The 22499-nt window shown below is 43.4% G+C and carries 21 protein-coding genes and 2 pseudogenes; 14 read left to right on the top strand and 9 right to left on the bottom strand.

Annotation, left to right across the window (positions count from 1 at the left end; all coding sequences use genetic code 11):
- Positions 1-176: 176 nt before the first annotated feature.
- The 9 genes from A9970_RS25930 to mobA form a co-directional block, all read right to left on the bottom strand.
- Positions 177-521, bottom strand: coding sequence for a four-helix bundle copper-binding protein (locus tag A9970_RS25930; RefSeq protein WP_088162388.1), 345 nt, complete (start codon positions 519-521; stop codon positions 177-179).
- Between the two features lie 113 nt (positions 522-634).
- On the bottom strand, positions 635-3049 hold the full coding sequence (locus tag A9970_RS25925) for a heavy metal translocating P-type ATPase (protein WP_182984189.1): 2415 nt from the start codon (positions 3047-3049) through the stop codon (positions 635-637).
- Positions 3050-3138: 89 nt separating this feature from the next.
- On the bottom strand, positions 3139-3702 hold the full coding sequence (locus A9970_RS25920) for an AraC family transcriptional regulator (RefSeq protein WP_182984188.1): 564 nt from the start codon (positions 3700-3702) through the stop codon (positions 3139-3141).
- Positions 3703-3734: 32 nt separating this feature from the next.
- Positions 3735-3944, bottom strand: a complete 210-nt coding sequence (locus A9970_RS28975) for a GDCCVxC domain-containing (seleno)protein (RefSeq protein ID WP_095439136.1) — start codon at positions 3942-3944, stop codon at positions 3735-3737.
- Positions 3944-4540, bottom strand: coding sequence for a mercuric transport protein MerTP (gene merTP / locus A9970_RS25915; protein ID WP_095439135.1), 597 nt, complete (start codon positions 4538-4540; stop codon positions 3944-3946). The genes A9970_RS28975 and merTP overlap by 1 nt, the downstream gene beginning before the upstream one ends.
- Positions 4537-4911: a metalloregulator ArsR/SmtB family transcription factor gene (locus A9970_RS25910; RefSeq protein WP_095439134.1), complete on the bottom strand. Its 375-nt coding sequence runs from the start codon at positions 4909-4911 to the stop codon at positions 4537-4539. The genes merTP and A9970_RS25910 overlap by 4 nt, the downstream gene beginning before the upstream one ends.
- Before the next feature lie 73 nt (positions 4912-4984).
- Entirely contained in the window at positions 4985-6985 is a 2001-nt protein-coding gene (mobC, locus tag A9970_RS25905) for a conjugal transfer protein MobC (protein WP_095439133.1), read from the bottom strand.
- Between the two features lie 160 nt (positions 6986-7145).
- On the bottom strand, positions 7146-8444 hold the full coding sequence (mobB, locus tag A9970_RS25900; protein WP_095439132.1) for a conjugal transfer protein MobB: 1299 nt from the start codon (positions 8442-8444) through the stop codon (positions 7146-7148).
- Position 8445: 1 nt separating this feature from the next.
- Positions 8446-8883 (bottom strand): conjugal transfer protein MobA, encoded by a 438-nt coding sequence (mobA, locus tag A9970_RS25895; RefSeq protein WP_095439131.1) that lies wholly within the window; start codon positions 8881-8883, stop codon positions 8446-8448.
- Positions 8884-9628: 745 nt separating this feature from the next.
- Here mobA and A9970_RS25890 point away from each other — a divergent pair.
- The 14 genes and pseudogenes from A9970_RS25890 to traJ all read left to right on the top strand — a co-directional run bounded on the left by A9970_RS25890 (position 9629) and on the right by traJ (position 22481).
- A complete protein-coding gene (locus A9970_RS25890) occupies positions 9629-10396 on the top strand; it encodes a ParA family protein (RefSeq protein ID WP_095439192.1) in 768 nt (255 codons plus the stop codon).
- Between the two features lie 5 nt (positions 10397-10401).
- Complete coding sequence (locus A9970_RS25885; protein WP_095439130.1) at positions 10402-10827, top strand: DUF3408 domain-containing protein; 426 nt, start codon at positions 10402-10404, stop codon at positions 10825-10827.
- A gap of 19 nt (positions 10828-10846) precedes the next feature.
- Complete coding sequence (locus A9970_RS25880) at positions 10847-11107, top strand: DUF3408 domain-containing protein (RefSeq protein ID WP_259655478.1); 261 nt, start codon at positions 10847-10849, stop codon at positions 11105-11107.
- 2 nt (positions 11108-11109) lie between these two features.
- The gene (locus tag A9970_RS25875) at positions 11110-11742 is read left to right on the top strand and encodes a conjugal transfer protein TraD (RefSeq protein ID WP_095439128.1); all 633 of its coding nucleotides are present in this window, start codon (positions 11110-11112) and stop codon (positions 11740-11742) included.
- A 39-nt stretch (positions 11743-11781) separates the two neighbouring features.
- Positions 11782-12603: a hypothetical protein gene (locus A9970_RS25870; RefSeq protein WP_095439127.1), complete on the top strand. Its 822-nt coding sequence runs from the start codon at positions 11782-11784 to the stop codon at positions 12601-12603.
- 201 nt (positions 12604-12804) lie between these two features.
- Positions 12805-13110, top strand: coding sequence for a DUF4134 domain-containing protein (locus A9970_RS25865; RefSeq protein ID WP_095439126.1), 306 nt, complete (start codon positions 12805-12807; stop codon positions 13108-13110).
- Positions 13111-13121: 11 nt separating this feature from the next.
- The gene (locus A9970_RS25860; RefSeq protein WP_095439125.1) at positions 13122-13454 is read left to right on the top strand and encodes a DUF4133 domain-containing protein; all 333 of its coding nucleotides are present in this window, start codon (positions 13122-13124) and stop codon (positions 13452-13454) included.
- A pseudogene (locus tag A9970_RS25855) lies at positions 13451-15472 on the top strand (TraG family conjugative transposon ATPase); the annotation flags it as partial. The gene A9970_RS25860 and the pseudogene A9970_RS25855, both read left to right, overlap by 4 nt.
- Positions 15473-16072: 600 nt before the next feature.
- The gene (ltrA, locus tag A9970_RS25850) at positions 16073-17746 is read left to right on the top strand and encodes a group II intron reverse transcriptase/maturase (protein WP_182984187.1); all 1674 of its coding nucleotides are present in this window, start codon (positions 16073-16075) and stop codon (positions 17744-17746) included.
- A 107-nt stretch (positions 17747-17853) separates the two neighbouring features.
- A pseudogene (locus A9970_RS25845) lies at positions 17854-18213 on the top strand (conjugal transfer protein TraG); the annotation flags it as partial.
- Between the two features lie 562 nt (positions 18214-18775).
- On the top strand, positions 18776-20590 hold the full coding sequence (locus A9970_RS25840; protein WP_041461709.1) for a reverse transcriptase domain-containing protein: 1815 nt from the start codon (positions 18776-18778) through the stop codon (positions 20588-20590).
- An 8-nt stretch (positions 20591-20598) separates the two neighbouring features.
- On the top strand, positions 20599-20736 hold the full coding sequence (locus A9970_RS25835) for a hypothetical protein (protein WP_182984348.1): 138 nt from the start codon (positions 20599-20601) through the stop codon (positions 20734-20736).
- Between the two features lie 114 nt (positions 20737-20850).
- The gene (locus A9970_RS25830; protein WP_182984185.1) at positions 20851-21483 is read left to right on the top strand and encodes a DUF4141 domain-containing protein; all 633 of its coding nucleotides are present in this window, start codon (positions 20851-20853) and stop codon (positions 21481-21483) included.
- Positions 21484-21485: 2 nt separating this feature from the next.
- Complete coding sequence (gene traJ / locus A9970_RS25825) at positions 21486-22481, top strand: conjugative transposon protein TraJ (protein WP_037438478.1); 996 nt, start codon at positions 21486-21488, stop codon at positions 22479-22481.
- The last annotated feature ends 18 nt before the right edge of the window (positions 22482-22499 follow it).

Here is a 22499-nt window from a genome sequence, read left to right as displayed (position 1 = left end):
TTGGTACAAATTTCGCCACAATTCCGTTTGGCTTTATTGTGTTATTTTGGGTTTGATTTGTGACTTTTACTGATTTCTATTTCAACTAATAAAGCCACTTTTACCCTTTCTAACCTCAATGGTTTAAAAAGATAAAAGTGGCTCTGATAGCTAATTTTTCCCGAAGGATTTTTTTGCTATGCGGTGGCAAGCATTTCTTTACAAGCCTTTGCACATTCACGACAGGCATCAGCACATTGCTTACAATGCTCCATACCCATCGCAACGTGTTTCTCGCACTCGTCCGCACAAGCATTGCAGATGTCAATACATAACCTGCAGAGTTCTTTGCTAAATTTTCCGTCAAGACTTAATACATTTACTGCCGCAGAACAAATGGCAGCACATTCCAGATTGAGCTGAATACATTTCTTTAAATGTTCAACATCTTTTTCGTTCAAACAGGCTACTGTACATTGATTACACATTACCACGCATTGTTGGCAAGCCTCAATACAATTTTGAAATTTTGTCTGTATCATAATACTTAAATTTTTGATTTATGTAAAGTTGGTTATTTCTATTTAGAGCGTATTGTAATATTTCTTGTTTGATTTGTAACTTTTACTGATAATCCGACAGGCTCACTACAGGTTTACTTCTTCCACTTCAACCGCAGGCTGTTACTTACCACGCTTACGCTGCTCAACGCCATTGCTGCGCCCGCTATCATCGGGTTAAGCAGGAAACCATTAATTGGGTAAAGGATGCCCGCTGCCACCGGAATACCGATTAGGTTGTAAATAAACGCCCAAAACAGGTTTTGCTTAATGGTGGCTACGGTCTGTTTTGACAATCGTATTGCCTGTGGTATCTTGGTAAGGTCTGATGAAATGATGGTCATTTTGGCTACCTCCATTGCGATGTCCGAACCTTTGCCCATTGCGATACTTACATCGGCTGTTGCCAATGCGGTGCTATCGTTGATACCATCACCTATCATTGCCACTATTTTACCTTTGCTTTGTAACTCTTTCACAAAATCGGCTTTATGCTGTGGCAATACCTCGGCTCTGTAATGCTTAATACCAGTATGCGCTGCAATGGCTTTGGCGGTCGCCTCATTATCTCCGGTCAGCATATACAGGTCTATACCCATATCCTGCATTTCCCTGATAGCTTGCACCGATGTTTCTTTAATCTTATCGGAGATGGCAATTACCGAAAGAGCCTGTTTGCTGTTTGCAAACCAAATAACGGTTTGGGATTGTTTGCCCCATTCTTCGGCTTTGTTTTGTAATTCGTCAGCAATAGCGATGTTGTTTTCTGCCAATAGCTTTTTATTGCCTACATAATAGGTTTCGTTGTTATGGTCTGCTTTTGCGCCTTTACCTGTAATGCTCTCGAATTGTGTTAAAGTTGTGTTTTCCGCTTCGTTAAGATGCTTTACTACTGCTTCGGCTAATGGGTGTTCCGATTTTTTTTCAATGCTTACTAAAATGCCTTTGGTGGTATCGTCATTGTTGAGCCATTGAATGCCTGTTACCTCTGGTCTGCCCTCGGTGATGGTTCCGGTTTTGTCCAAAACGATGGCATTTACTTTTTTGGCCAGTTCCAAACTTTCGGCATCCTTTATCAAAATGCCATTTTCAGCACCTTTACCAACGCCTACCATAATAGCGGTGGGTGTCGCTAAGCCTAAAGCACAGGGGCAGGCAATGACCAATACCGTAACGGCTGCCAACAGACCTTGAACAACCCCGTTTTCGCCTCCCAAAATCAACCATAGCGTAAATGTCAGGATGGCAATACCTATCACTGTGGGAACAAAGATACCTGCAATCTTATCTACCAATTTCTGTACTGGAGCTTTGCTTCCCTGTGCATCCTGTACCATTTTGATGATGTGTGCAAGCATGGTTTCTTTGCCAACTTTCACCGCTTTGAATTGAAAGCTGCCTTTTTGGTTAATCGTTCCTGCAAATACTTTTTCTTTTTCTTTTTTCAATACAGGTACAGGCTCACCGCTTAACATACTTTCGTCCACATAGGAATTACCTGATGTTACCATACCATCCACCGCAATTTTTTCGCCGGGCTTTACGAGTATAATATCACCCGCACTTACATCTTCAATAGCCTTCTGTCTTTCTGTGCCATCAGCTTCTATCACAATAACCGTTTTAGGCTGTAAGCCCATTAGCTTTTTAATGGCTGAAGATGTATTACCTTTGGCTCTTTCCTCTAACAGTTTCCCCAAGAGGATAAATGCGATAATTACGGCTGCGGCTTCAAAATATACGTGAGCATGCAGTCCCCGTTGATGCCAAAAGTCGGCAAACAGCATATTGAAAACACTGAACAGGTAAGCAATACCAGTACTTAATGCAACCAGTGTATCCATATTGGCAGAACGATGTTTTGCCTGCTTCCACGCATTGATAAAAAAGTCTTTTCCTAACCAGACAAGTACCGGAGTTGAGAAAAGCCACATTATCAGGTTTGCATAAGGCATATCCATAAAGAACATACCGATTACCACCACAGGCAAAGAGAGGATGATTGCCAAAATGGTTTTGTTTTTGAGTTTCCTGAATTTTTCAGTGTGGATAGCTTCTAACGTTTCCTGCTGTGTGGTTTCGTCTTCAATCAATAAGTCATAACCAACTCCTTGTACTGCTTTTTGCAGCGTGGAAGCATTGGTCATATTGGGTAGATATTCTACCGTAAGATTGCCCGTTGCAAAATTCACGGAAGCATCAACTACTCCCGGTTGGTATTTAACAATGCTTTCGGCACTGCCCGCGCAGGATGCGCAGGTCATGCCCAATACCGGAAAAGCACTTTTAACCGTAGGAACTCCGTAACCTAAATCTTTAATTGCCTTAACAGCTTCGCCTACTGTTTCATTGCTATCTACTGTAATAGCTGCCCTGCGGTTATTTAGCTCTACTTTGTGGGTTTCTATGCCTTTTACTTGTGTCAACCCTTTTTCAACGATTAATGCACAATGTTCGCTTTCCACATCCTCCAATGGAATGTATATTGTTTCTTTATTATTAGTTGCCATATTCTGCTTGCTTTAATTAACAATGCGAAATTGGCTATTATATCAACGGGTGCTATTGTGAAATTTTGGAATTGATTTGTAAAATTTATTTACACTTTATCCAATGGCTTTCTTTTATCTTCTTTTATCTGTTTGAAATAGCTCGGTGTCAGTCCTGTTACTTTTTTGAATTGATTGCTTAGGTAAGATACACTCGAATAGTTCAGACGAAAAGCAATTTCACTCAAAGACAACTCATCGTACACCAGCAATTCTTTTACTTTTTCAACCTTTTGGGCAATAAAGTATTTTTCAATAGTTGTACCCTCTACCTCTGAAAACAGGTTTGATAAATAGTTGTAGTCGTGGTGCAACCTACTACTCAATATGTCAGAAAGATTGGTCTTGATTTCGCTATCCTGATGGTGTACCAATTCTATAATAGCGTTTTTAATTTTCTCGATGATACGGCTTTTCTTATCATCAATTAGTTCGAACCCTAAAGAAATTAGGGCTTCTTCCAGTTTTTTCTTTTCTTCGACAGTAAGCTCCTGATCGAGCATTACTTCTCCAAGCTTGATATTTTTAACTTCTAAACCAAGTTTATTCAATTCGTTTTGCGCCACCATAATACAGCGGTTACAAACCATATTCTTAATAAAAAGTGATGTCATAAATTATCGTTAACTTTTGTAAATATCAAACTTTATTGGCAACAATTTTGGCCCTGCTGAACTGGTGGACACGCTATACTACCGTAGCTGCAATAAACACAACAGTCACCTTGTTGCGGTTTCAAAATAGTTTTGCATTTTTCACATTCGTAAAAATATTGACAGGCATCTGTCGGCATCGTCTCTTCTTTTTTGTGTCCACAGGCGGGACAGGTAATTGTTGATTGTAAAATGATTTCCATTATTTCTCTTTTTTGTCTGTAACTGAATAACCGGTCGAATTTATCGCTTTCTCAATTTCTGCAGTTGAAGTTTTTGAATTATCAAACTCTATAATTGCATTTCCGTTTTCGTATGATGTAGTCGTTTTGACAATGCCTGATAGTTTATTCACTTCGTTATTTACGTGTTCTTCGCAACCGGCGCAAGTCATTCCACTAATTGCAAACTCAACAGTCTCAATGTTGGATTTGTCAACAACCATGACCTGCTTTTCTGTCTTTGGATAGAAAATATGAGCATACATTGGAAAGGCAAGCATTAGTCCTGCAAACACTGTTACAATACCAAGAAACGTTTTGCTTTGTTTGAATTTAGGTTTCTCGTCTGTTTCACAATTGCAGTCAATTTTTTTAAATTTTATTTTTTGATACCAAGCGAAACCAAGCACTAATACTGTCAAGCCAATAAAATACGGTCTTGCTGGTTCAAGCCAAGAAAATGTAGAAGCAAGTCCGCTTGTTCCTGCAACAAGTGCTAAAACCGGCGTAATGCAACAAAGAGAAGATGCGAAGGCAGTCAAAAGTCCTGCGCCTAAAAGTTTGTTTTCAGATTTCATATTGTTTCCAAGATTTTATTTTCGTCAAGAATTTTGAAAAAGGGGTTGAGCATTTTTTCATACTCTATTGTCAATGAGTAAAAAATTGTCTGTGCTTGTCTGTCGGTTTCAATGAGTTTTCGGTCTTTGAGCTTTCGTAGATGTTGTGAAACTGCGGAAATTGTCATACCGAGAATGTCGCTTAGGTCGCAAACACAAAGCTGTTTTTCTTCATAAAGCAGATACAAAATTTTCAATCTTACGTTATTGCCTGCCAATTCAAGTCCTTGTGATAAATGATCAAAAGTTCCGTTAAGTTCTAAAACCCTGTCTTTACAGCGATTGATTTGTTTAATGTCTGCCTGTTGTCGTATGCAAGAATTGTTTTTCATACGTGCAAAGATAATCAATTCGTTTATTTAAGCAAATACTAAAATAAACGAATTGAATGTATGCTATATTTAATCAACTTTGTTGCACCAAATGCTGTAAATCAGGGTCATTCTTAATCCGCTCCATTTCGCTTTCCACGATATGCAGAATGTCCGATTTTATCTGACGGTAATTGTTTTCAATCTCCTGTTTCATATTGTCGGTTCCGCTTTCATCTACAAAAGATAATATCTGAGGTATCTTTTTGTAGGCTTTGGTTTCTGCGGCTACCTTGTCATTATCCACCACAATTTCGGCATGAAAAATCTTTTGCTCAATACGTTCATCAAAGTTATCGGACACCGAACCCACGAACATTCCCTGTGTAAGCGTTGAAATTTTGGAAGCTGGTATCAGACTATCCAATTGGGTCGATATAGAAGTCGATTTATCATTCCTGTTGATGGTCATGCTTTGGCGTTTCTGCAATACTTTCCCGAAGCGTTCACTTAGGCTCTTAGCGGTTTCGCCAACCACTTGACCAGAGAAAATATTACCCACGGTATTTTGGATTACTTTGCTTTCCTTGTCGCCATAATCACGGGTCAATTGACTAAAATCCTGAAAGCCCAAACATACGGCAACCTTATTACTTCTCGCCGTTGCGATGAGATTGTCCAGTCCCCGAAAATAAATCGTGGGCAATTCGTCAATGATAACCGAACTCTTTAATTGTCCCTTTTTGTTGATGAGCTTTACAATGCGTGAATTGTACAAACCCAATGCTGCCGAATAGATATTTTGGCGGTCGGGGTTGTTTCCGACACATAAAATCTTTGGCTCTTTCGGGTTGTTGATGTCCAATGAAAAATCATCGCCCGTCATTACCCAATATAGACTTGGTGAAATCATTCTTGACAACGGAATTTTCGCCGATGCAATCTGTCCCTGCAACTGGTCTTGCGCTCCGCCTTGCCAAGCATCCATGAACGGCGATAGATAGTTTTCCAATTCTGGGTATGAGGTAAGTATCGTAAATACGTCTGCATATTTTTTGTTCAGTAATTCTATGGCGTGTGGGAACGTACAGTACTTACCGTTGTCGAATATTTTCAGAAACCAAATAATGGCAGCCAAAAGAATAATCGGGCTTTCCACAAAGAAATCGCCCTGCTTCTGTATCCAGCTACGATTGAGGTTCAGCATAATGGTATAGGCAGCTTCGTAGGCATCGGATATGTCCGTCATAAAATCGGGATTGAGCGGATTGCATCGGTGGCTCCTGCGTGGGTCATCAAAGTTGATGACAAAGAATTGCGGCTTTACCTTATACTTATCGGCATGGTTCAGCAAATGGTTATAGGCAATCGTGGAAAGGTCGTCAAACTTAAAATCGTAGATGTACATACTGAAACCTTTCTCAATCTGTTGCTTGATGTAGTTGTTCACGATGGCGTAGGATTTTCCGGAGCCGGGTGTGCCTAAAACAATGGTTGCCCTAAATGGGTTCACGATGTTTATCCAGCCATTGTTCCATTTGCCTTTATAATAAAACTTGGATGGCAGGTTTACGGAGTATTCATTCTCCATGAGTTTGGTTTCCTGCTGGAAACTCTCGTTTTCATTATTGAACACATCGTCCATCAGGCTATTGCGGAGCAGTCTGCTCATCCACACCCCAGCCATGAGCAGGGCAATGTAACCCACAGCCGTTGTAAGGATATAAAGCGTTGCGGCAATACCAGCCGATAATTTGAGCAACGGGAAATTGAGAAAGAACAACACAAAACCTATCGCTAAGGCAATGTATATCTTTCGCCATGTTATCTTTTCGTTCTTTACGCCTTTGGTTCCCAAACAGCTTAACGCCAGTAGAACCAGTGCAAATATTTTGGTGTAAAGTGTATTGCCGAACAGCCCTGCCGTCCGGTCAAAATTGGTCAGTATCTTGGCGATAACTTCCAGTGTCCAGCCACGCTGCTGAAAGAACCCATAGCAGAACCAGTAAAAGTGCATCAGTACCAAAAGAATACTTACCGCACGCATAAAAGCCATGATTTTGGCTAACCCTCTTAAATCGTCTTCTCCTTGCATATCATTTAATTTTTTTAGTGATGCAGGGAATTTAAAGGCTATTTAAAAGGGCTTGTTCAAATAGTTAGCGGATGGCTTGGGGAGGCATTGTTTGGCAGCATTCGCCTAAAACGGACAAAGACCAAGATGTTAATCCTGGTCTTTGTCCGTTTCAAGAATATTATTGCTTTCTTCCTCGTTTTTTCTTTTTCTTCATGCGGTTTGCAAAAGCCTGTTCCTCGTAGTCTTCGCCCTGTGCATCGGGTAACAATCCACCCAAACCGTCAATCAATCCGAAATCATCGGCAGGCTGTTCTTTGTGATTTAAGAAATCAAAAAGTCCGTGGGTTTCCTTCTTTTCATCCGTATTATTTTTGGATGTTACTGGCTCATGCTTGGTGGTGGGCTGTTCCATCGTTTGACGTTGCTCCACTGCCTGCGCCGACCACCAAGTGTTAAAGACGTTTGCAGACAGGTTCTTGCCCAAAGCCGAACCGTTCCAAACGCTGCGGCTCTCGTGGTCGATAAAGGTCATACCATAAATACGCCCCTCGTCATTGCTCCGTACTACGGTGTTGATGCCCTGTTCCGTCAACTGCTTTTTAAAATCAGTTTCATTACTGGCGGTGTGCATCGCCGCTTCAATGGTATTTTTTAGGACGGTTCTTGCTGGGGAGGTTTTCATCTGTTCTTTGGATTTAGCAAAATGGTTTTGCAGTTCTGCAAGCCCAGCCTGTTTACCGAACAAGGAAGCCTTAAAGGGATTGCTGGCTTTTTCGCCACGTTCGCTCAGCGCAAAATAGACCATCCCGTTTTTGGGTTGTCCGTTCAGTTCGCCCTTTACTTCCTCTGCGGTAATGTTGAACAGGGAAAGCAGCGCATTGTAAGCACCAAGACTTTGATAGCTGTAATATTTTGGCAGGTATCTGACCACCGATGCGATTTGGCTCTTAATATCTCCTGCTCGGTAATCCACGGGACGGAAAACCTGCTCTTTGCCCGTGTGCTGTTTTTCGGTGGCTGGTATCAGATTATATTTTTGTTCCAGATCCCTGCAAATTGCCATAGACCGTGGATGGTCGTAACTATCCGTTATCTTCTTACCGTCTATTCCTACACAGACGGTTACGATATGGATATGGCTACGCTCAATATCCGTATGCTTGAATACAATATACGGTTGTTTGCCATATCCCATACGTTCCATATACTCCTTCGCCATAGCGATAAGCTGTGCATCGCAGACATTATCCATAGGATCAGGGTTCAACGAGATATGACGTACAGGTTTTTCGGTTCTGATATTTGCAGACAAATAGGGTTCAAACTTTTGATGCAAGTAACTTACCGAATAGGTATTGTCCAACGTTTCGGGTATCTTGTTCAGCAGCAAAACCTGTCCGTTTTCACTATCAATCTTCTTTTGATTATAGGAGATTGCACCATACAGATTTTCTCCTTTACCAATCTTTGCTATCATTTCAGTTCTCTTTTTGCAGGTGTTTTTTCTCAAATTCCGCCGTTAGTTCAATCACTTTTTGACACAATGCAGCCATTTCTGCGGTCTGTTTTTCCAGTTTAAAGAGGTAGGCTGCTGCCTTTTTCTCCGAGAAATTGCGGTACAATAACTTCACGATTTGGTTGTAGTTCACGCCAACTGCCCTGAACTGGCTGTACAAATTGGTAAGCCTCGTATGAAAATCAACGGCATCTACATCAATTTTTACGGTCTTTACTGTCTTCTGAAAGATGCAGGCAGTGATAAAATGTGCCATTACTTTCATCCCCGATTGTTCAAACAACGTAAGGAACTGTGCATTTTCCACGTCGTTCAGACTAATCGAATAACGGTTGGTGGCAGGGTCTTTTTTAGGCTTGCGACCGACTTTGCTTATTTGATTTCTTTTGTTGTCTTCCATATCTCATTCCATTATAACCGAGCCTTGCGAGCTCAACTTTAGTTAATTATCAACAAACCCCGACTTCGGAGGGTGTTTTCCGGCTCCCTGCAAGGGCAAGTTGTTTTTAGATGCGGAATTTAATTCGAGCAGCTAAAAACATAACTTGCTCTGTTCGGTTGAACAGAAAATCCGCCCTGCGGGACGGATTAAGTAAAGCAGAAAAAACGGCTCAATGCCGTTCCACCTGTTGCCTGCTATCCAAACTGATTTTTCCATTTGCTTTTTTATTGAGCCATTACAAAGTAAAGGCTGCTTTTCGGAAACATCACACTGGTGCGCAGTGCCAAACCCTGCCACGTAGTGCCACTAAAGGACAGGTTAGAGAAAGGGTGCATTTATCTACATTCCTTTGTACAGGCATCAGCGATTATCTGAATATGTACGTACAAACGTGGCTATACAGCTACCAAAATACATAAGTAGAAAGTCAGCTAAATAAAGATGTATGTGATTGGATGAGCCTGCATAAAATCAGGTATGCCTTTATGCAGATAAGCAGGCAAAAATGTACGGTTACATTTTTCGGCATACAGCTATGATTACGGATACAAAACGGGATGTATGTTTTTAAGCAAATACCCAAATACAAAAGCCCGTAATTAAAAAAGTACAGATGGGCGGTTGCACTATCGTACCAAATTGAGTAAGCAGCTATAAAGGTATAGCGACAAATAAATAGATAAATAATTAAATACAGATGCACATGGACACAAAGAAACAACCATTGTTTATCGCCTTTTCCTCCCAAAAGGGAGGCGTGGGCAAAAGCACCTTTACCACACTCATGGCAAGCCTGCTCCATTATCGGCTCGGCTATAACGTTGCCGTTTTCGATTGCGATTTTCCCCAGCACAGTCTTGTGCAGATGAGAACAAGGGACATGGGAAGCATCATGGGTAACGAGGTGTACAAAAAACTGGCGCATAAGCAGTTTACAACCATCAACAAAAAAGCCTACCCCATCTTGAAGCATCGGGCAGACGGTGTACTGGATGAAGTGGGCAAATTTGTGCAATCTTCTACAGTTCCCGTGGATGTGATCTTTTTCGATTTGCCGGGGACGGTCAATTCCGCAGGAATACTGAAGACACTGGCAGGGATGCACCACATTTTTACGCCCATCATTGCCGACCGTGTGGTCATGGAAAGTACTCTGGTCTTTACACAGGTGCTGAACGATGTTGTCCGCCAGCAAGGGGAAACATCCATCCAAAGCGTGAACCTCTTTTGGAACCAAGTGGACGGCAGGGAAAAATCTTCGCTATACAGAGTGTACGAAGAATTAATCGGCAGCTTGGGCATCCATTTGATGCACACCCGTATCACGGACAGCAAGCGTTTCCGCAAAGAGGGCGAAGCCGATGCAAAAACGGTCTTCCGCTCCACCTTGCTGCCTGCCGATGAGCGGTTGATGAAAGCCTGCCGACTGGACTTGTTTATGGATGAATTTTTAAGAACCGTGAAATTGTAAACCCTATGGAAAACGAGCAAAAAAAGAAAGCCAAACCGGAGATAGACGAAGAATATCTGATGAACATCATCGCCGATGGCGTGAAAAAAGAGGGGCTGAACGTACCGCCCGAACCGCCAAAAAAGCCCGAACCGGAAAAAGTAAGAGAACCCGAAAAACCTGTGGGCAGGGAAAAGAGCCGTTCCAAGAAAGCGAGCGAAGCAGACTATGAGCAGTTGTTTTTTAAACGGGCGGAAACCAATGCCCGTAACGGAAAATCGGTGTACATACGTCCCGATTTCCACGAACGACTTTCTCGGATTGTACAAGTGATCGGCGAGGATAAGATAACGATATATGCCTATCTCGACAATCTGCTGGAATACCATTTTCAGGAATTTGGCGAAGACATTACCAAAAGTTTCAATGCAAAATACAAACCCATTTTATAAATATTAAATGATTACAGTCATGGAAAAGAACAACAAGCAAACTGGAAAACGCAGTTACGAAAGCCAGTTTTTAAGAAGACAAACAATGAAAGGTCGGGGCAACAGATGTATTTACGTTCGAGAGGAATACCACGACAAATTATCTCTGATAGTACAGATTATAGGCGGTGGCAAAATTCCATTGTACGCCTATCTCGACAACATACTCAAACAACATTTTGAGCAGTTCCGTGAGGACATTGTAAAGGATTATGAAAAAATGAACAAACCACTTATATAGCTATGGAAACACTGATTGTAGTATGCCTTATCATCGTGATTGTCCTTTTGCTCAAAGACAAGGTGGTTATCAACCGACCCGTGGGCAGACAGCAAAAGCAGCAGCAGAAAACGCCCGACCTGCCGGATATTGTGGGTCTGCCAAAGCCTGTAAAACGCCAGCCAATGCCAATGCCTGCCGCAAAGAGCCAAATCAATAAAAGCGATGATATTGCTGATAATTTTGAAGCGGAAACCAAAGAGAAAGGTTTCGCAAGGGAAATTCCGCAGGAAGAGCTGGACGATGTTTTCGGGAGTGAACCCGATTTCGAGGACGAGGAAGAAGAATGGAAAGAACGGGGATTACCGAACAGCGACAATGGGTTTGCCAGAGGGGTTACCTTTGATGAACTGACCACCGTGGGGACTTTGTTACAAGAGGATGAGTTGGAGCCAGCCTTGCGACAAAAAGCGGTCGATATAGTTCAGCGTTTACAGGGAACCGAATTGTACAGTCTGTTGGAAAACTCAATGGAGGGGGCTTCGAGGAAGATTGCAGCGTTGTTGGACAAGAGCCTCCCTGCCGAAACGGATTTCAGTTCTTCCAATTTGCGGAAAAGTGATTTGGGGAATTTTGACATTGGGGAGTTTGTCTGAAAAGACAGCTCCCTTTTGTCTTTTAAAACGAGATAGCTAATGGAAAGAGCATTACCGACCATCCGCATTGAAGATACCGACTTCATTGTTGATGTAAACAAAATGGAATTAAGGCAAAAGGGCAACGAGCAAAATACCATCCCCGTGAGCGATATGCGTGATATTGGAACGGGATATGTTTTTGAATACGATTTGCAGGAGAAAAACATCCCTTCTGTATGGAGCAACAATGAAACAACAACGGTGCGGATAGCCAACATGGTGGAATTAGACCCCGCCAGAATGGCTGAAAAACACAGGATGACACTGGATGAAATAAAGGGTAAAGATGATTTTGATGTAATGGTTGACCAGCAGGCATTTGATATGCGTGTCAATAAAGGGATGCTGCCCACCGTGGATATTGCCGGACATACGTTCTATGTTGACCTGCGCATGGATATGCTTAGACCCAAAGATGATTTTCTTTCGAGGGGTATCGTGTTCTCCGACATCGAAAATTATTTTGATGACACTACGGGAACCTATACGATACCTTACGACCCCAAGACAAAGGAGTTCTCCGAAATTGACTATGAAAGCATTACCAAAATTCCCAAAGACCTTATCGTTGTATCGTTTCCAAGTGAACTGAAAATGGATGCCATCGGCTGGAACAGGCTTCACGGGTACGATTTGAAAGATGGTTTAAAGGAATTGGGCGTACAGATGAATTTCAAAGCCAAGCCAGCTTCGTGGGAAGACATATATGTTCCCCAAAAAATAAAGGAGAATTTGGAGCAGATACAAAAAGAAAAGGCAGAGAAAAAGAACATTGTTAAGCCGCAGGATAAACCCAAACAAAAGGGACGAAAAATGTAAGCAGACCGTCCGCTCTTAAGAAACGTCAAACCGTAAAAAGTTTGACGTTTTTTTTATGTCTTTTTCAAACCTGTAACGCCACTTACTGCCAATCAATTCCACTGAAAGACACATCGTTAGTGCGCCTTGATTTCTGAAAGACTTTTGTTCCGAAAGCCCACAGGGTGTGGGTATCAGAAACAATTTAATTCAGTTTTTAACATGGAAAAACAAAGCAAAAAAGTATTGCTGACAGGCGTTGCGCTACTGTCGGCAATCGGTGTGTTCGCACAGGGTAACGGTTCGGCAGGTATTACCGAAGCCACGCAGATGGTAACCTCGTATTTCGACCCAGCAACCAAATTAATCTACGCTATTGGTGCGGTCGTGGGCTTAATCGGGGGTGTTAAGGTGTACAACAAATTTAGTAGCGGAGACCCCGATACGAGCAAGACGGCGGCATCGTGGTTCGGTGCGTGTATTTTCTTAATCGTAGCGGCGACCATCCTCCGTTCATTCTTCCTGTAAACCGATGCCCTATGAGTAATTACAACATCAACAAAGGCATCGGCAGGACGGTCGAGTTCAAGGGGCTGAAAGCCCAATACCTGTTCATTTTCGCAGGTGGGCTGCTCGGTGTGCTTATCCTCGTGATGGTCATGTACATGGCAGGCGCAAACTCGTACCTGTGCCTGTTTATCGGGGCTGGCGGTGCATCGCTCATCGTGTGGCAAATATTTGCGCTCAATGGCAAGTACGGCGAACACGGGCTGATGAAAGTCGGAGCCAAAAAACGGCATCCAAAGTACATCATCTGCCGCAGGGCGGTACACCGCTATTTGAAGTTCACGCCTAAAACCCATGCGCTATGAGAAAAACAGCTAAAGCCACAACATTGGAAAGCAAGTTTCCACTACTGGCGGTGGAACAGAACTGCATCATTTCAAAAGATGCAGACATTACCGCTTGCTTTCGGGTACAGCTACCAGAGCTGTTCACGGTAGCATCGCCGGAATACGAAGCCATCCATTCGGCATGGCACAAGGCAATCAAGACCTTGCCGGATTATTCCATCATCCACAAACAGGACTGGTTTATCAAGGAAAGCTATGCGCCGGACATGGCACAGGAGGGTTTGAGTTTCTTGGGCAAGTCCTATCAGCAGCATTTCAATGAGCGACCGTTTTTGAACCATTACTGTTATCTCTTTCTGACCAAGACGACCAAGGACAGGATGCGGATGCAGAGCAATTTTTCGTCGCTTTGCAAAGGTGTCCTTATCCCCAAAGAAATCAGGGACAAAGAAGTCGTAAGGCGTTTCATGGAAGCGGTCGCCCAATTTGAGCGCATCCTCAACGACAGCGGATTTGTGAAACTGGAACGGTTGAGCGAGGACGACATCATCGGTACAGACGACACACAGGGATTGCTGGAACAGTACCTTACACTGTCACGGGAAGCCGGAACGCCGATGCAGGACATCGCACTCGGAAGCGAGGACGTGCGTATCGGTAACAAAAGACTATGCCTGCACACGCTTTCCGACACGGACGATTTGCCCAATACGGTATCGGCAAATACAAGGTATGAAAAGCTGTCCACCGACAGGAGCGATTGCCTTTTGTCCTTTGCAGCTCCCGTGGGGCTGCTATTAAGCTGCAACCACATCTACAACCAGTACCTGTTTTTGGACAACAGCGATGAAAACCTGCGCAAGTTTGAAAAGTCCGCACGCAATATGCACTCATTGGCAAGGTACAGCCGTGCCAACCAAATCAACAAAGAGTGGATTGAAAAGTACCTGAACGAAGCGCATAGCTTCGGGCTTTCCTCCATCCGTGCGCATTTCAACATCATGGCGTGGTCGGACGACCCGACTGAATTGAAACAGTTGAAGAACGACACCGGAAGTGCATTGGCACTCATGGAATGCAAGCCACGCCACAATACGGTGGACGTTGCCACATTGTATTGGGCAGCGATGCCAGGGAATGCTGGCGACTTTCCGAGTGAAGAAAGTTTTTACACGTTCATCGAGCCAGCGTTATGCTTTTTCACGGAAGAAACCAACTACCAAAGTTCGGTATCGCCGTTCGGCATCAAGATGGCGGACAGGCTTACGGGCAAGCCCATCCATTTGGACATATCGGATTTGCCGATGAAAAAAGGAATTATCACGAACCGCAACAAATTTATTTTGGGGCCATCGGGTTCGGGAAAATCCTTTTTTACCAACCACATGGTACGTCAATACTATGAACAGGGCGCACACGTGCTGCTCGTGGACACGGGTAATTCCTATCAGGGACTGTGCGAACTGATTAAGGGCAAGACCAAGGGCGAAGACGGTGTATATTTTACCTACACCGAAGATAATCCGATTGCCTTTAACCCATTCTACACGGACGATGGTGTGTTCGACATTGAAAAGCGTGAGAGTATCAAGACGCTCATCCTTACCCTATGGAAACGTGACGATGAGCCGCCGACACGTTCGGAGGAAGTAGCATTGTCCAATGCGGTTTCCGGTTATATCGAGCGTATCAGACAGAGCGATGATTATCCGTCATTCAACGGCTTTTATGAGTACGTACAGGGTGACTACCGCAGGGTACTGGAAGAAAAGCAGGTTAGAGAAAAGGATTTTGACGTGGCTGGTTTCCTTAACGTACTGGAACCCTATTACAAGGGTGGCGAGTACGATTACCTGCTCAATTCCGACAAGCAACTTGACCTATTGAGCAAACGCTTTATTGTTTTTGAAATTGATGCGATAAAAGACCACAAAATCCTCTTCCCGATAGTCACGATTATCATCATGGAGGTCTTTATCAACAAGATGCGTAGGCTCAAAGGTGTGCGTAAGCTCATTCTGATTGAAGAAGCGTGGGTGCGACGAGAAGTTGCATAAGTGATTGTCTAGCGAAGACTAGACCTGCTGTTTCGTCAGCAGTAACCTACCGACACATGCATTACCAGTAATGGTTTTGTGTGAAGCTGTCGGGACAATGAAGCCCTTTCGGATGAAGGAGCATGAGCCGTGAGGTTCAGCGACAATCCCTAGTATCATGGGATTGGGGCGCTAGGTTTGAATGGTATGGCTAATGTTATGTGAACTGTCGATTGAACCATCGTAACTTCCAGGTAGCCAAAGATACTGATAGGCTCGGCCCAAAATGGGATGTAGTCGGATACCCCTCTCCAGCGCTGGCGGTACACGAACAAAGCACTACCGGTGGATAGACAGAGCCTAACCCATTCACTTCGTCACTTATGCAGAACTCGGTAAGCCCGTATCGTTCCTGTTAGGTCAGGGAATCAAACCGCAAGGTGCGACGATAACATGCGGGTATAGGAATGCGGAGAAAGCGAACGCCATCCTGTAATGGGATGGATAAGGGTTTGAACGTTACCCTACGCGAAAGCGGGCAGACTTCCGCAAGGTGGTTTATTACAGTTAACTAAAGAACTTTCAAAGGAGGAAAGGCAAATGAACGTATTAAGAAATGAAGCGTGTGCATCTTCCGACCAAGTTGGCAATTGGAACAGTCTAGACTGGAACAGAAGCGAAACAGAGGTCAGAAAGCTGCAAGTGCGTATTGTAAAAGCTCAGAAAGAGTGCAGGCACAACAAGGTGAAAGCCTTGCAGTGGATGCTCACTCATTCGTTTTACGCCAAAGCATTGGCTGTAAAGCGGGTAACCTCTAACAAAGGTAAAAACACGGCTGGAGTTGACCACGTACTGTGGAGCTCTCCAGAAGCCAAAATTCGGGCGATAACTGAATTGAAAAGAAGAGGTTATAAACCTCAACCATTAAAACGGGTGCATATTACCAAGAAGAATGGGAAGTTACGTCCTCTGGGCATACCGACCATGAAGGACAGGGCAATGCAGGCATTGTATCTAATGGCTTTGGAACCAGTTTCCGAGACCATAGCCGACAACGATTCTTACGGTTTCCGTAAGACAAGAAGTACCGCAGATGCAATACAGCAATGTTATGGAACCCTTGCGAAGAGAACATCTCCACAATGGGTATTGGAAGCCGACATAAAGGGCTGTTTCGACCATATTAACCACGATTGGTTATTGGAACATATTCCAACTGACAAGTCAATGTTAAGAAAATGGTTGAAATGCGGCTTTGTCTTCAACAAGGAGCTATTTATGACGGACGAAGGTACTCCACAGGGAGGTATCATCTCGCCAACACTTGCTAATATGGCTTTGGATGGCATGCAGACAATGCTTGCTAAGGAGTTCAGGACACGTCACACGACTAAACTCGGGAAAAACGTGACTACCTTTTCCAAGGTACATCTGATACGGTACGCCGATGACTTTATTGTCACGGGCAAGACCAAGGAGCAGCTGGAAAACGAAGTTCTTCCGCTAATCAAGGACTTTTTAGCAGAACGGGGCTTAAACCTTTCGGCAGAGAAAACCAAGATTACGCATATTGAGGAAGGCTTTGACTTTCTGGGCTGCAATGTTAGAAAGTACAAGGGCAAATTCCTGACAAAACCATCCAAGGATAATGTGAAAAAGCTTTATGCGAAAGTTAAGGGCATCATTGAAGCCAACAAAACGAGTACACAGAAAAGCGTAATCAGGTTATTGAACCCCGTTATATCGGGTTGGGCAAACCATTTCAGACACACTTCAGCGTCGGAAACTTTCAGGTATGTAGATTACCTGATCTACCGTAAACTATGGGCTTGGGCGCTTAGGCGACATCCAAAGAAAGGTAGGTGGTTTATCTCCACCAAGTACTTCCGTACGATTGGCAAGAGAAACTGGTGTTTTGCGGTGGATACGAACGACAAGGGCAAGGCGGAAGTCATGTCGCTGAAACGTGCGTACGACACCAAAATCGTCAGACATGTCAAAATCAAAAAGGAGGCAAACCCTTTTGACCCTGAATGGAATGATTACTTCAAGAAAAGGGAAACATATAAGATGTTCCTGAAACTTGACAGTAAACGAACCATTTTGTTTATGTGGTTTAGGCAAAAACGTGTGTGTCCATTATGTGGCGAGAAAATCGATAGTGACAGTGCTTGGACAACTACCAACCTTCGGGTTGATGGTCAAGTCCAAAGAACGCTAGTCCACAATTCCTGCCATAGACGGGACATCCAACTTAAGTTAAGGTTGTCATGAGCTGGCTCATAAATATGGGCTTTAAACTGCTTGAGCCGTATGAGGGGAAACTCTCACGTACGGTTCTTAGGGGGGAAAGCGGGAGTAATCCCGCCGACCTACCCGACAAGGCAATTGCCAAAGAAGGCATGGCGGAATACATCAAGTACCTTTTTAAGACGGTTCGTAAGTTTTTTGGTGAAGCCATCGTGGTTACGCAGGAAGTGGACGACATCATCCAGTCGCCGATTGTCAAAGAAAGCATCATCAACAATTCCGACTGTAAAATCCTGCTTGACCAGCGCAAGTACATGAACAAGTTCGATGACATCCAAGCGATGTTGGGGCTGACCGAAAAGGAAAAATCACAGGTACTTTCCATCAACATGAACAACGACCCGTCAAGGCTCTACAAAGAAGTATGGATTGGCTTGGGCGGTACACAGTCCGCCGTGTACGCTACGGAAGTTTCCCTCGAAGAATATTTAGTGCGCCCATAAGGGCATATAGTGAATGTGGTTTGGCAACCACTGGGCAAGTGTTTATAACGCCCATCAACAGCCGACTTATCCGAACGGGAAACCCGACGGGGAGTGTAGCATGTCGGAAAAGCCATAAGTCAACTAATTGTCGTGTTGCGACTGAATGGCGAGTTGAAAAGTTAGATATAAGGATGAAGTCTTGATTGATTGAACGACAGTCCGAACGGTCAGTTCTTAGGCAGTGACGGAAGACAGTTACCAACGTCACTTTGTGGTAATATCCTAATGACAGGTAGTAGTGATAGCATAAACAGACCACAACGTAACTGCAATAAGCAGAAAAGGGCGAACATCGCATCCGACAATCTAACGTGCCAATAGTTGCTATATGTCTAAATGGGGATTGCCTAAGTCGGAATGCCACAGGCGTGGCTATGGAAAAAGCTCCTGAATATCCGATACGGCAACGGAGTCTCCGTAGTAGTCCGAGCAGGGGAAAGCCCTGTACATGGCGAAGGGAGACAGTCAATTTAGTTTAATACGATTAACGGAAAATGTGAGAGACATTATGAGAAATCCAGAAAAAGTATTGAACAGTCTAATAAGGCACAGCGGAAACACGGACTATAAGTTCGAAAGGCTATACAAGGTTCTGTTCAATGAAGAGATGTACTTTATCGCCTATCAGAAAATCTACAGTAAAGTAGGCAATATGACGGCAGGAGTTGATGGAAAGACCATCGACGGAATGAGTATATCCCGCATTGAAAGGCTGATTGCATCGTTGCGAAACGAGACCTATCAGCCAAACCCATCCAAGAGGACATACATTCCGAAAAAGAACGGGAAGAAACGTCCGCTTGGTATACCATCTTTTGATGACAAATTAGTGCAGGAGGTTATCAGAATGATATTGGAAGCAATTTATGAGGGTAGCTTTGAGCATACTTCACATGGGTTCCGACCCAATAGAAGCTGTCACACAGCCCTATTAAGCGTCCAACAGTCATTCACTGCTGTACGGTGGTTCATCGAGGGCGATATAAAAGGCTTCTTCGACAATATCAATCACGAAATATTGATTGGTATCCTAAAGGAGCGTATCGCTGACGACAGGTTCATTCGGTTGATACGAAAGTTCCTCAATGCAGGGTATATTGAAGATTGGGTGTACCACAAAACATACAGTGGCACACCGCAAGGTGGGATTGTAAGCCCCATCCTTGCCAACATTTACCTTGATAAACTCGATAAATATGTCAAGGATTATATCAAGGACTTCGATAAGGGTAAAAGAACTACGGCAACACGCCAGTACAGGCTACACGAACAGAGACGATACCGCTTGGCCAAGAAACTCAAATGTGAGACAGACGAAACTGTCAGAGAGCAGATGATTAAGGACATCAAAGAGTTGAGACAGGAAAGAAACAAATATCCAGCTTATGACAAGATGGATGGCAGTTTCAGAAAGTTAAAATACGTTAGGTATGCGGACGATTTTCTTATCGGGGTCATAGGTAGCAAAGAAGACTGCAAAAAGATAAAGGAAGACATCAAGGTTTACCTTGATGAAAAACTGAAACTTGAACTGTCTGATGAAAAAACCTTGGTGACTAATGCTAAGAAACCAGCCAAATTCTTAGGCTTTGATGTCTCCGTGCGAAACTCCGATGAATCCAAGAGAGATAAGCACGGTAGAACCGTAAGATGTTTCGGAGATAAGATTGTACTCCGTGTCACAGTAGACGTGATGAAGAAAAAGCTACTGAGCTATAATGCCATGAAACTGGTAAATAAAAAAGGCACAGAAGTTTGGAAACCACGCTCACGCTATTACATGAAAGACTTGGATGACTTAGAAATCATCAGTCAGTACAACGCTGAAATACGGGGCTTTTACAATTATTACTCAATTGCCAACAACAGCTCGTTTGTCCAGTCATTTTCTTACATCTTGGAGTACAGTATGTACAAAACGTATGCACTGAAATACCAAACTTCAATCAGTCAGGAAAAGACTAAAAGATGTATCAACGGAGTATTTTCCATTCCCTACAAAAACAGGAAAGGAGATATAATGTACAGACGCTTTTACAAAGAGGGTTTCAAACGCCAAAAAGCTGCCCGTGGTGCTTACGTGGATAGTTTACCTGTCACAGTTACCATTACAGGAGGAAGAAACAGCCTTATAACAAGGTTGCAAAACCAGAAATGCGAATTATGCGGTGCCAACGAGAAATTGGAAATGCACCATATACGCAAATTGAAAGACCTGAAAGGTAAGCAAGACTGGGAAAAACGAATGAGTGCAAGGAGAAGAAAAACCTTGGCATTATGCTCAAAATGCCACGATAAGATACACGCAGGCAAGTTAGACTGAATAAATTGATGGAGAGCCGTATACCTGGAGACAGGTACGTACGGTTCGGGGGAGAGTTCTTGGAAACCTACCATAGTCAATATGGCAAGGCGCCGGGTTCTTATCCTACGCTTACACCACCGAAGAAACCGAAAAAATGGAAGTGATGCAGCTTGCTGCTGAACTGGACGGCAATGTAGAACTCGCCATCAAGCATATCGCAATGCAAAGGCGTGACAAAATAAATCAATAATCAATTAACATTTTAAAATTTAGAAGCAATGAAAAAAATCTTTTTTACAGTGTGTACGGCATTAATGCTCGCCGTAGCACCGTCAGCTAAAGCCCAATTTGTAGTAACTGACCCTGCAAATCTGGCATCAGGAATTATCAACAGTGCGAACGAAATCATACAGATTTCTTCCACCGTGAGCAATGTGGTAAAGAACTTCAACGAAGTGAAGAAAGTGTACGACCAGGGCAAGGAATATTACGATAAGCTGAAAGCTATCAACAACCTTGTGAAAGATGCCCGTAAAGTACAGCAAACCGTATTGTTGGTAGGCGATGTGTCCGAAATATATGTTCAGAACTTTGGAAAAATGATGAACGACCCCAATTTTACACCACAGGAATTGGTTGCAATCGGCAACGGTTATTCGGCACTGCTCAATGAAAGTACCGAACTGCTGAAAGAATTGAAGCAGATTATAACCTCGTCAAGTCTTTCCCTGAACGATAAAGAACGTATGGATGTAATTGACCGTGTGTACAAAGAAGTTAAGGATTACCACAGCCTTGTTCGCTACTACACGAATAAGAACATTTCTGTAAGCTATCTAAGAGCGAAAAAGAAAAACGACGCACAGAGAGTGCTTGAACTCTACGGAACTTCTAACCAAAAATACTGGTAAAAATGGAATGGGATAATCTTCACGAACTCCTTCGTTCACTTTACGATGATATGATGCCACTTGCTGGTGATATGGCGGCTGTGGCTAAAGGATTGGCTGGATTGGGTGCGTTGTTCTATGTAGCATTAAAGGTTTGGCAGGCTTTAAGCCGAGCCGAGCCTATCGATGTATTCCCGTTGTTGCGTCCGTTCGCTTTGGGGCTTTGCATAATGTTCTTCCCAACCATTGTGTTGGGAACCATTAATGCAGTATTAAGTCCGGTGGTTACAGGAACCCACGCCATACTCGAAGACCAGGTGCTTGATCTCAACAAACTGCAACAGCAGAAAGACCAATTAGAATACGAAGCAATGGTCAGAAATCCCGAAACCGCCTATATGGCATCAGACGAAGAGTTTGATAAAAAGCTGGATGAATTGGGCTGGTCGCCATCGGACGTTGGTACAATGGCAGGAATGTATATGGACAGGCAAGCCTACAAGATAGAGAAAGCAATAAAGGATTGGTTTCGCAATTTATTGGAAATACTCTTTCAGGCGGCGGCTTTAGTTATTGATACCATACGAACATTTTTCCTGATAGTCCTTTCGATACTGGGGCCAATAGCTTTTGCTATTTCCGTTTGGGACGGATTTCAGTCCACGCTCACGCAATGGATCACGAGGTATGTTAGTGTTTACCTGTGGCTTCCTGTTTCCGATTTGTTCAGTTCGATGTTGGCAAGAATACAATCCCTCATTTTAGAACGGGATATAGCAATGCTTGCCGATCCAACTTACATACCCGATACGAGCAATACGGTGTACATCATCTTTATGATTATCGGTATCGTTGGCTACTTCACAATTCCAACAGTAACAGGTTGGGTAATCCAAGCCGGAGGTGCAGGAAACTTTACTCGTAATGTAAATCAAACAGCGATGAAGGCAGGAAACCTTGCAGGTGCTGGTGCAGGATCTACAGTAGGAAACATTGGCGGTAAACTGATGAATAAATAACAATAAATCATTAAAAAA

Source organism: Sphingobacterium sp. UME9 (assembly GCF_014170215.1).
In the GTDB taxonomy this organism is placed as follows: Bacteria; Bacteroidota; Bacteroidia; order Sphingobacteriales; family Sphingobacteriaceae; genus Sphingobacterium; species Sphingobacterium paramultivorum.
The sequence above is the reverse complement of the archived record's forward strand: the minus strand, read 5'-3'. Positions and strand labels throughout refer to the sequence as shown.

What these genes read in the sequence shown, in the direction of transcription:
- mobC (WP_095439133.1), bottom strand. Translation starts at nt 6,985, where the DNA reads ATGCAAGGAGAAGACGATTTAAGAGGGTTAGCCAAAATCATGGCTTTT.
- A9970_RS25880 (WP_259655478.1), top strand. Translation starts at nt 10,847, where the DNA reads ATGGAAAAGAACAACAAGCAAACTGGAAAACGCAGTTACGAAAGCCAG.
- A9970_RS25890 (WP_095439192.1), top strand. Translation starts at nt 9,629, where the DNA reads ATGGACACAAAGAAACAACCATTGTTTATCGCCTTTTCCTCCCAAAAG.
- A9970_RS25840 (WP_041461709.1), top strand. Translation starts at nt 18,776, where the DNA reads ATGAGAAATCCAGAAAAAGTATTGAACAGTCTAATAAGGCACAGCGGA.
- A9970_RS25830 (WP_182984185.1), top strand. Translation starts at nt 20,851, where the DNA reads ATGAAAAAAATCTTTTTTACAGTGTGTACGGCATTAATGCTCGCCGTA.
- A9970_RS25910 (WP_095439134.1), bottom strand. Translation starts at nt 4,911, where the DNA reads ATGAAAAACAATTCTTGCATACGACAACAGGCAGACATTAAACAAATC.
- A9970_RS25865 (WP_095439126.1), top strand. Translation starts at nt 12,805, where the DNA reads ATGGAAAAACAAAGCAAAAAAGTATTGCTGACAGGCGTTGCGCTACTG.
- ltrA (WP_182984187.1), top strand. Translation starts at nt 16,073, where the DNA reads ATGAACGTATTAAGAAATGAAGCGTGTGCATCTTCCGACCAAGTTGGC.
- A9970_RS25930 (WP_088162388.1), bottom strand. Translation starts at nt 521, where the DNA reads ATGATACAGACAAAATTTCAAAATTGTATTGAGGCTTGCCAACAATGC.
- A9970_RS25925 (WP_182984189.1), bottom strand. Translation starts at nt 3,049, where the DNA reads ATGGCAACTAATAATAAAGAAACAATATACATTCCATTGGAGGATGTG.
- mobB (WP_095439132.1), bottom strand. Translation starts at nt 8,444, where the DNA reads ATGATAGCAAAGATTGGTAAAGGAGAAAATCTGTATGGTGCAATCTCC.
- A9970_RS25835 (WP_182984348.1), top strand. Translation starts at nt 20,599, where the DNA reads ATGGAGAGCCGTATACCTGGAGACAGGTACGTACGGTTCGGGGGAGAG.
- A9970_RS25885 (WP_095439130.1), top strand. Translation starts at nt 10,402, where the DNA reads ATGGAAAACGAGCAAAAAAAGAAAGCCAAACCGGAGATAGACGAAGAA.
- A9970_RS25860 (WP_095439125.1), top strand. Translation starts at nt 13,122, where the DNA reads ATGAGTAATTACAACATCAACAAAGGCATCGGCAGGACGGTCGAGTTC.
- merTP (WP_095439135.1), bottom strand. Translation starts at nt 4,540, where the DNA reads ATGAAATCTGAAAACAAACTTTTAGGCGCAGGACTTTTGACTGCCTTC.
- A9970_RS25920 (WP_182984188.1), bottom strand. Translation starts at nt 3,702, where the DNA reads ATGACATCACTTTTTATTAAGAATATGGTTTGTAACCGCTGTATTATG.
- traJ (WP_037438478.1), top strand. Translation starts at nt 21,486, where the DNA reads ATGGAATGGGATAATCTTCACGAACTCCTTCGTTCACTTTACGATGAT.
- A9970_RS25875 (WP_095439128.1), top strand. Translation starts at nt 11,110, where the DNA reads ATGGAAACACTGATTGTAGTATGCCTTATCATCGTGATTGTCCTTTTG.
- A9970_RS25870 (WP_095439127.1), top strand. Translation starts at nt 11,782, where the DNA reads ATGGAAAGAGCATTACCGACCATCCGCATTGAAGATACCGACTTCATT.
- A9970_RS28975 (WP_095439136.1), bottom strand. Translation starts at nt 3,944, where the DNA reads ATGGAAATCATTTTACAATCAACAATTACCTGTCCCGCCTGTGGACAC.
- mobA (WP_095439131.1), bottom strand. Translation starts at nt 8,883, where the DNA reads ATGGAAGACAACAAAAGAAATCAAATAAGCAAAGTCGGTCGCAAGCCT.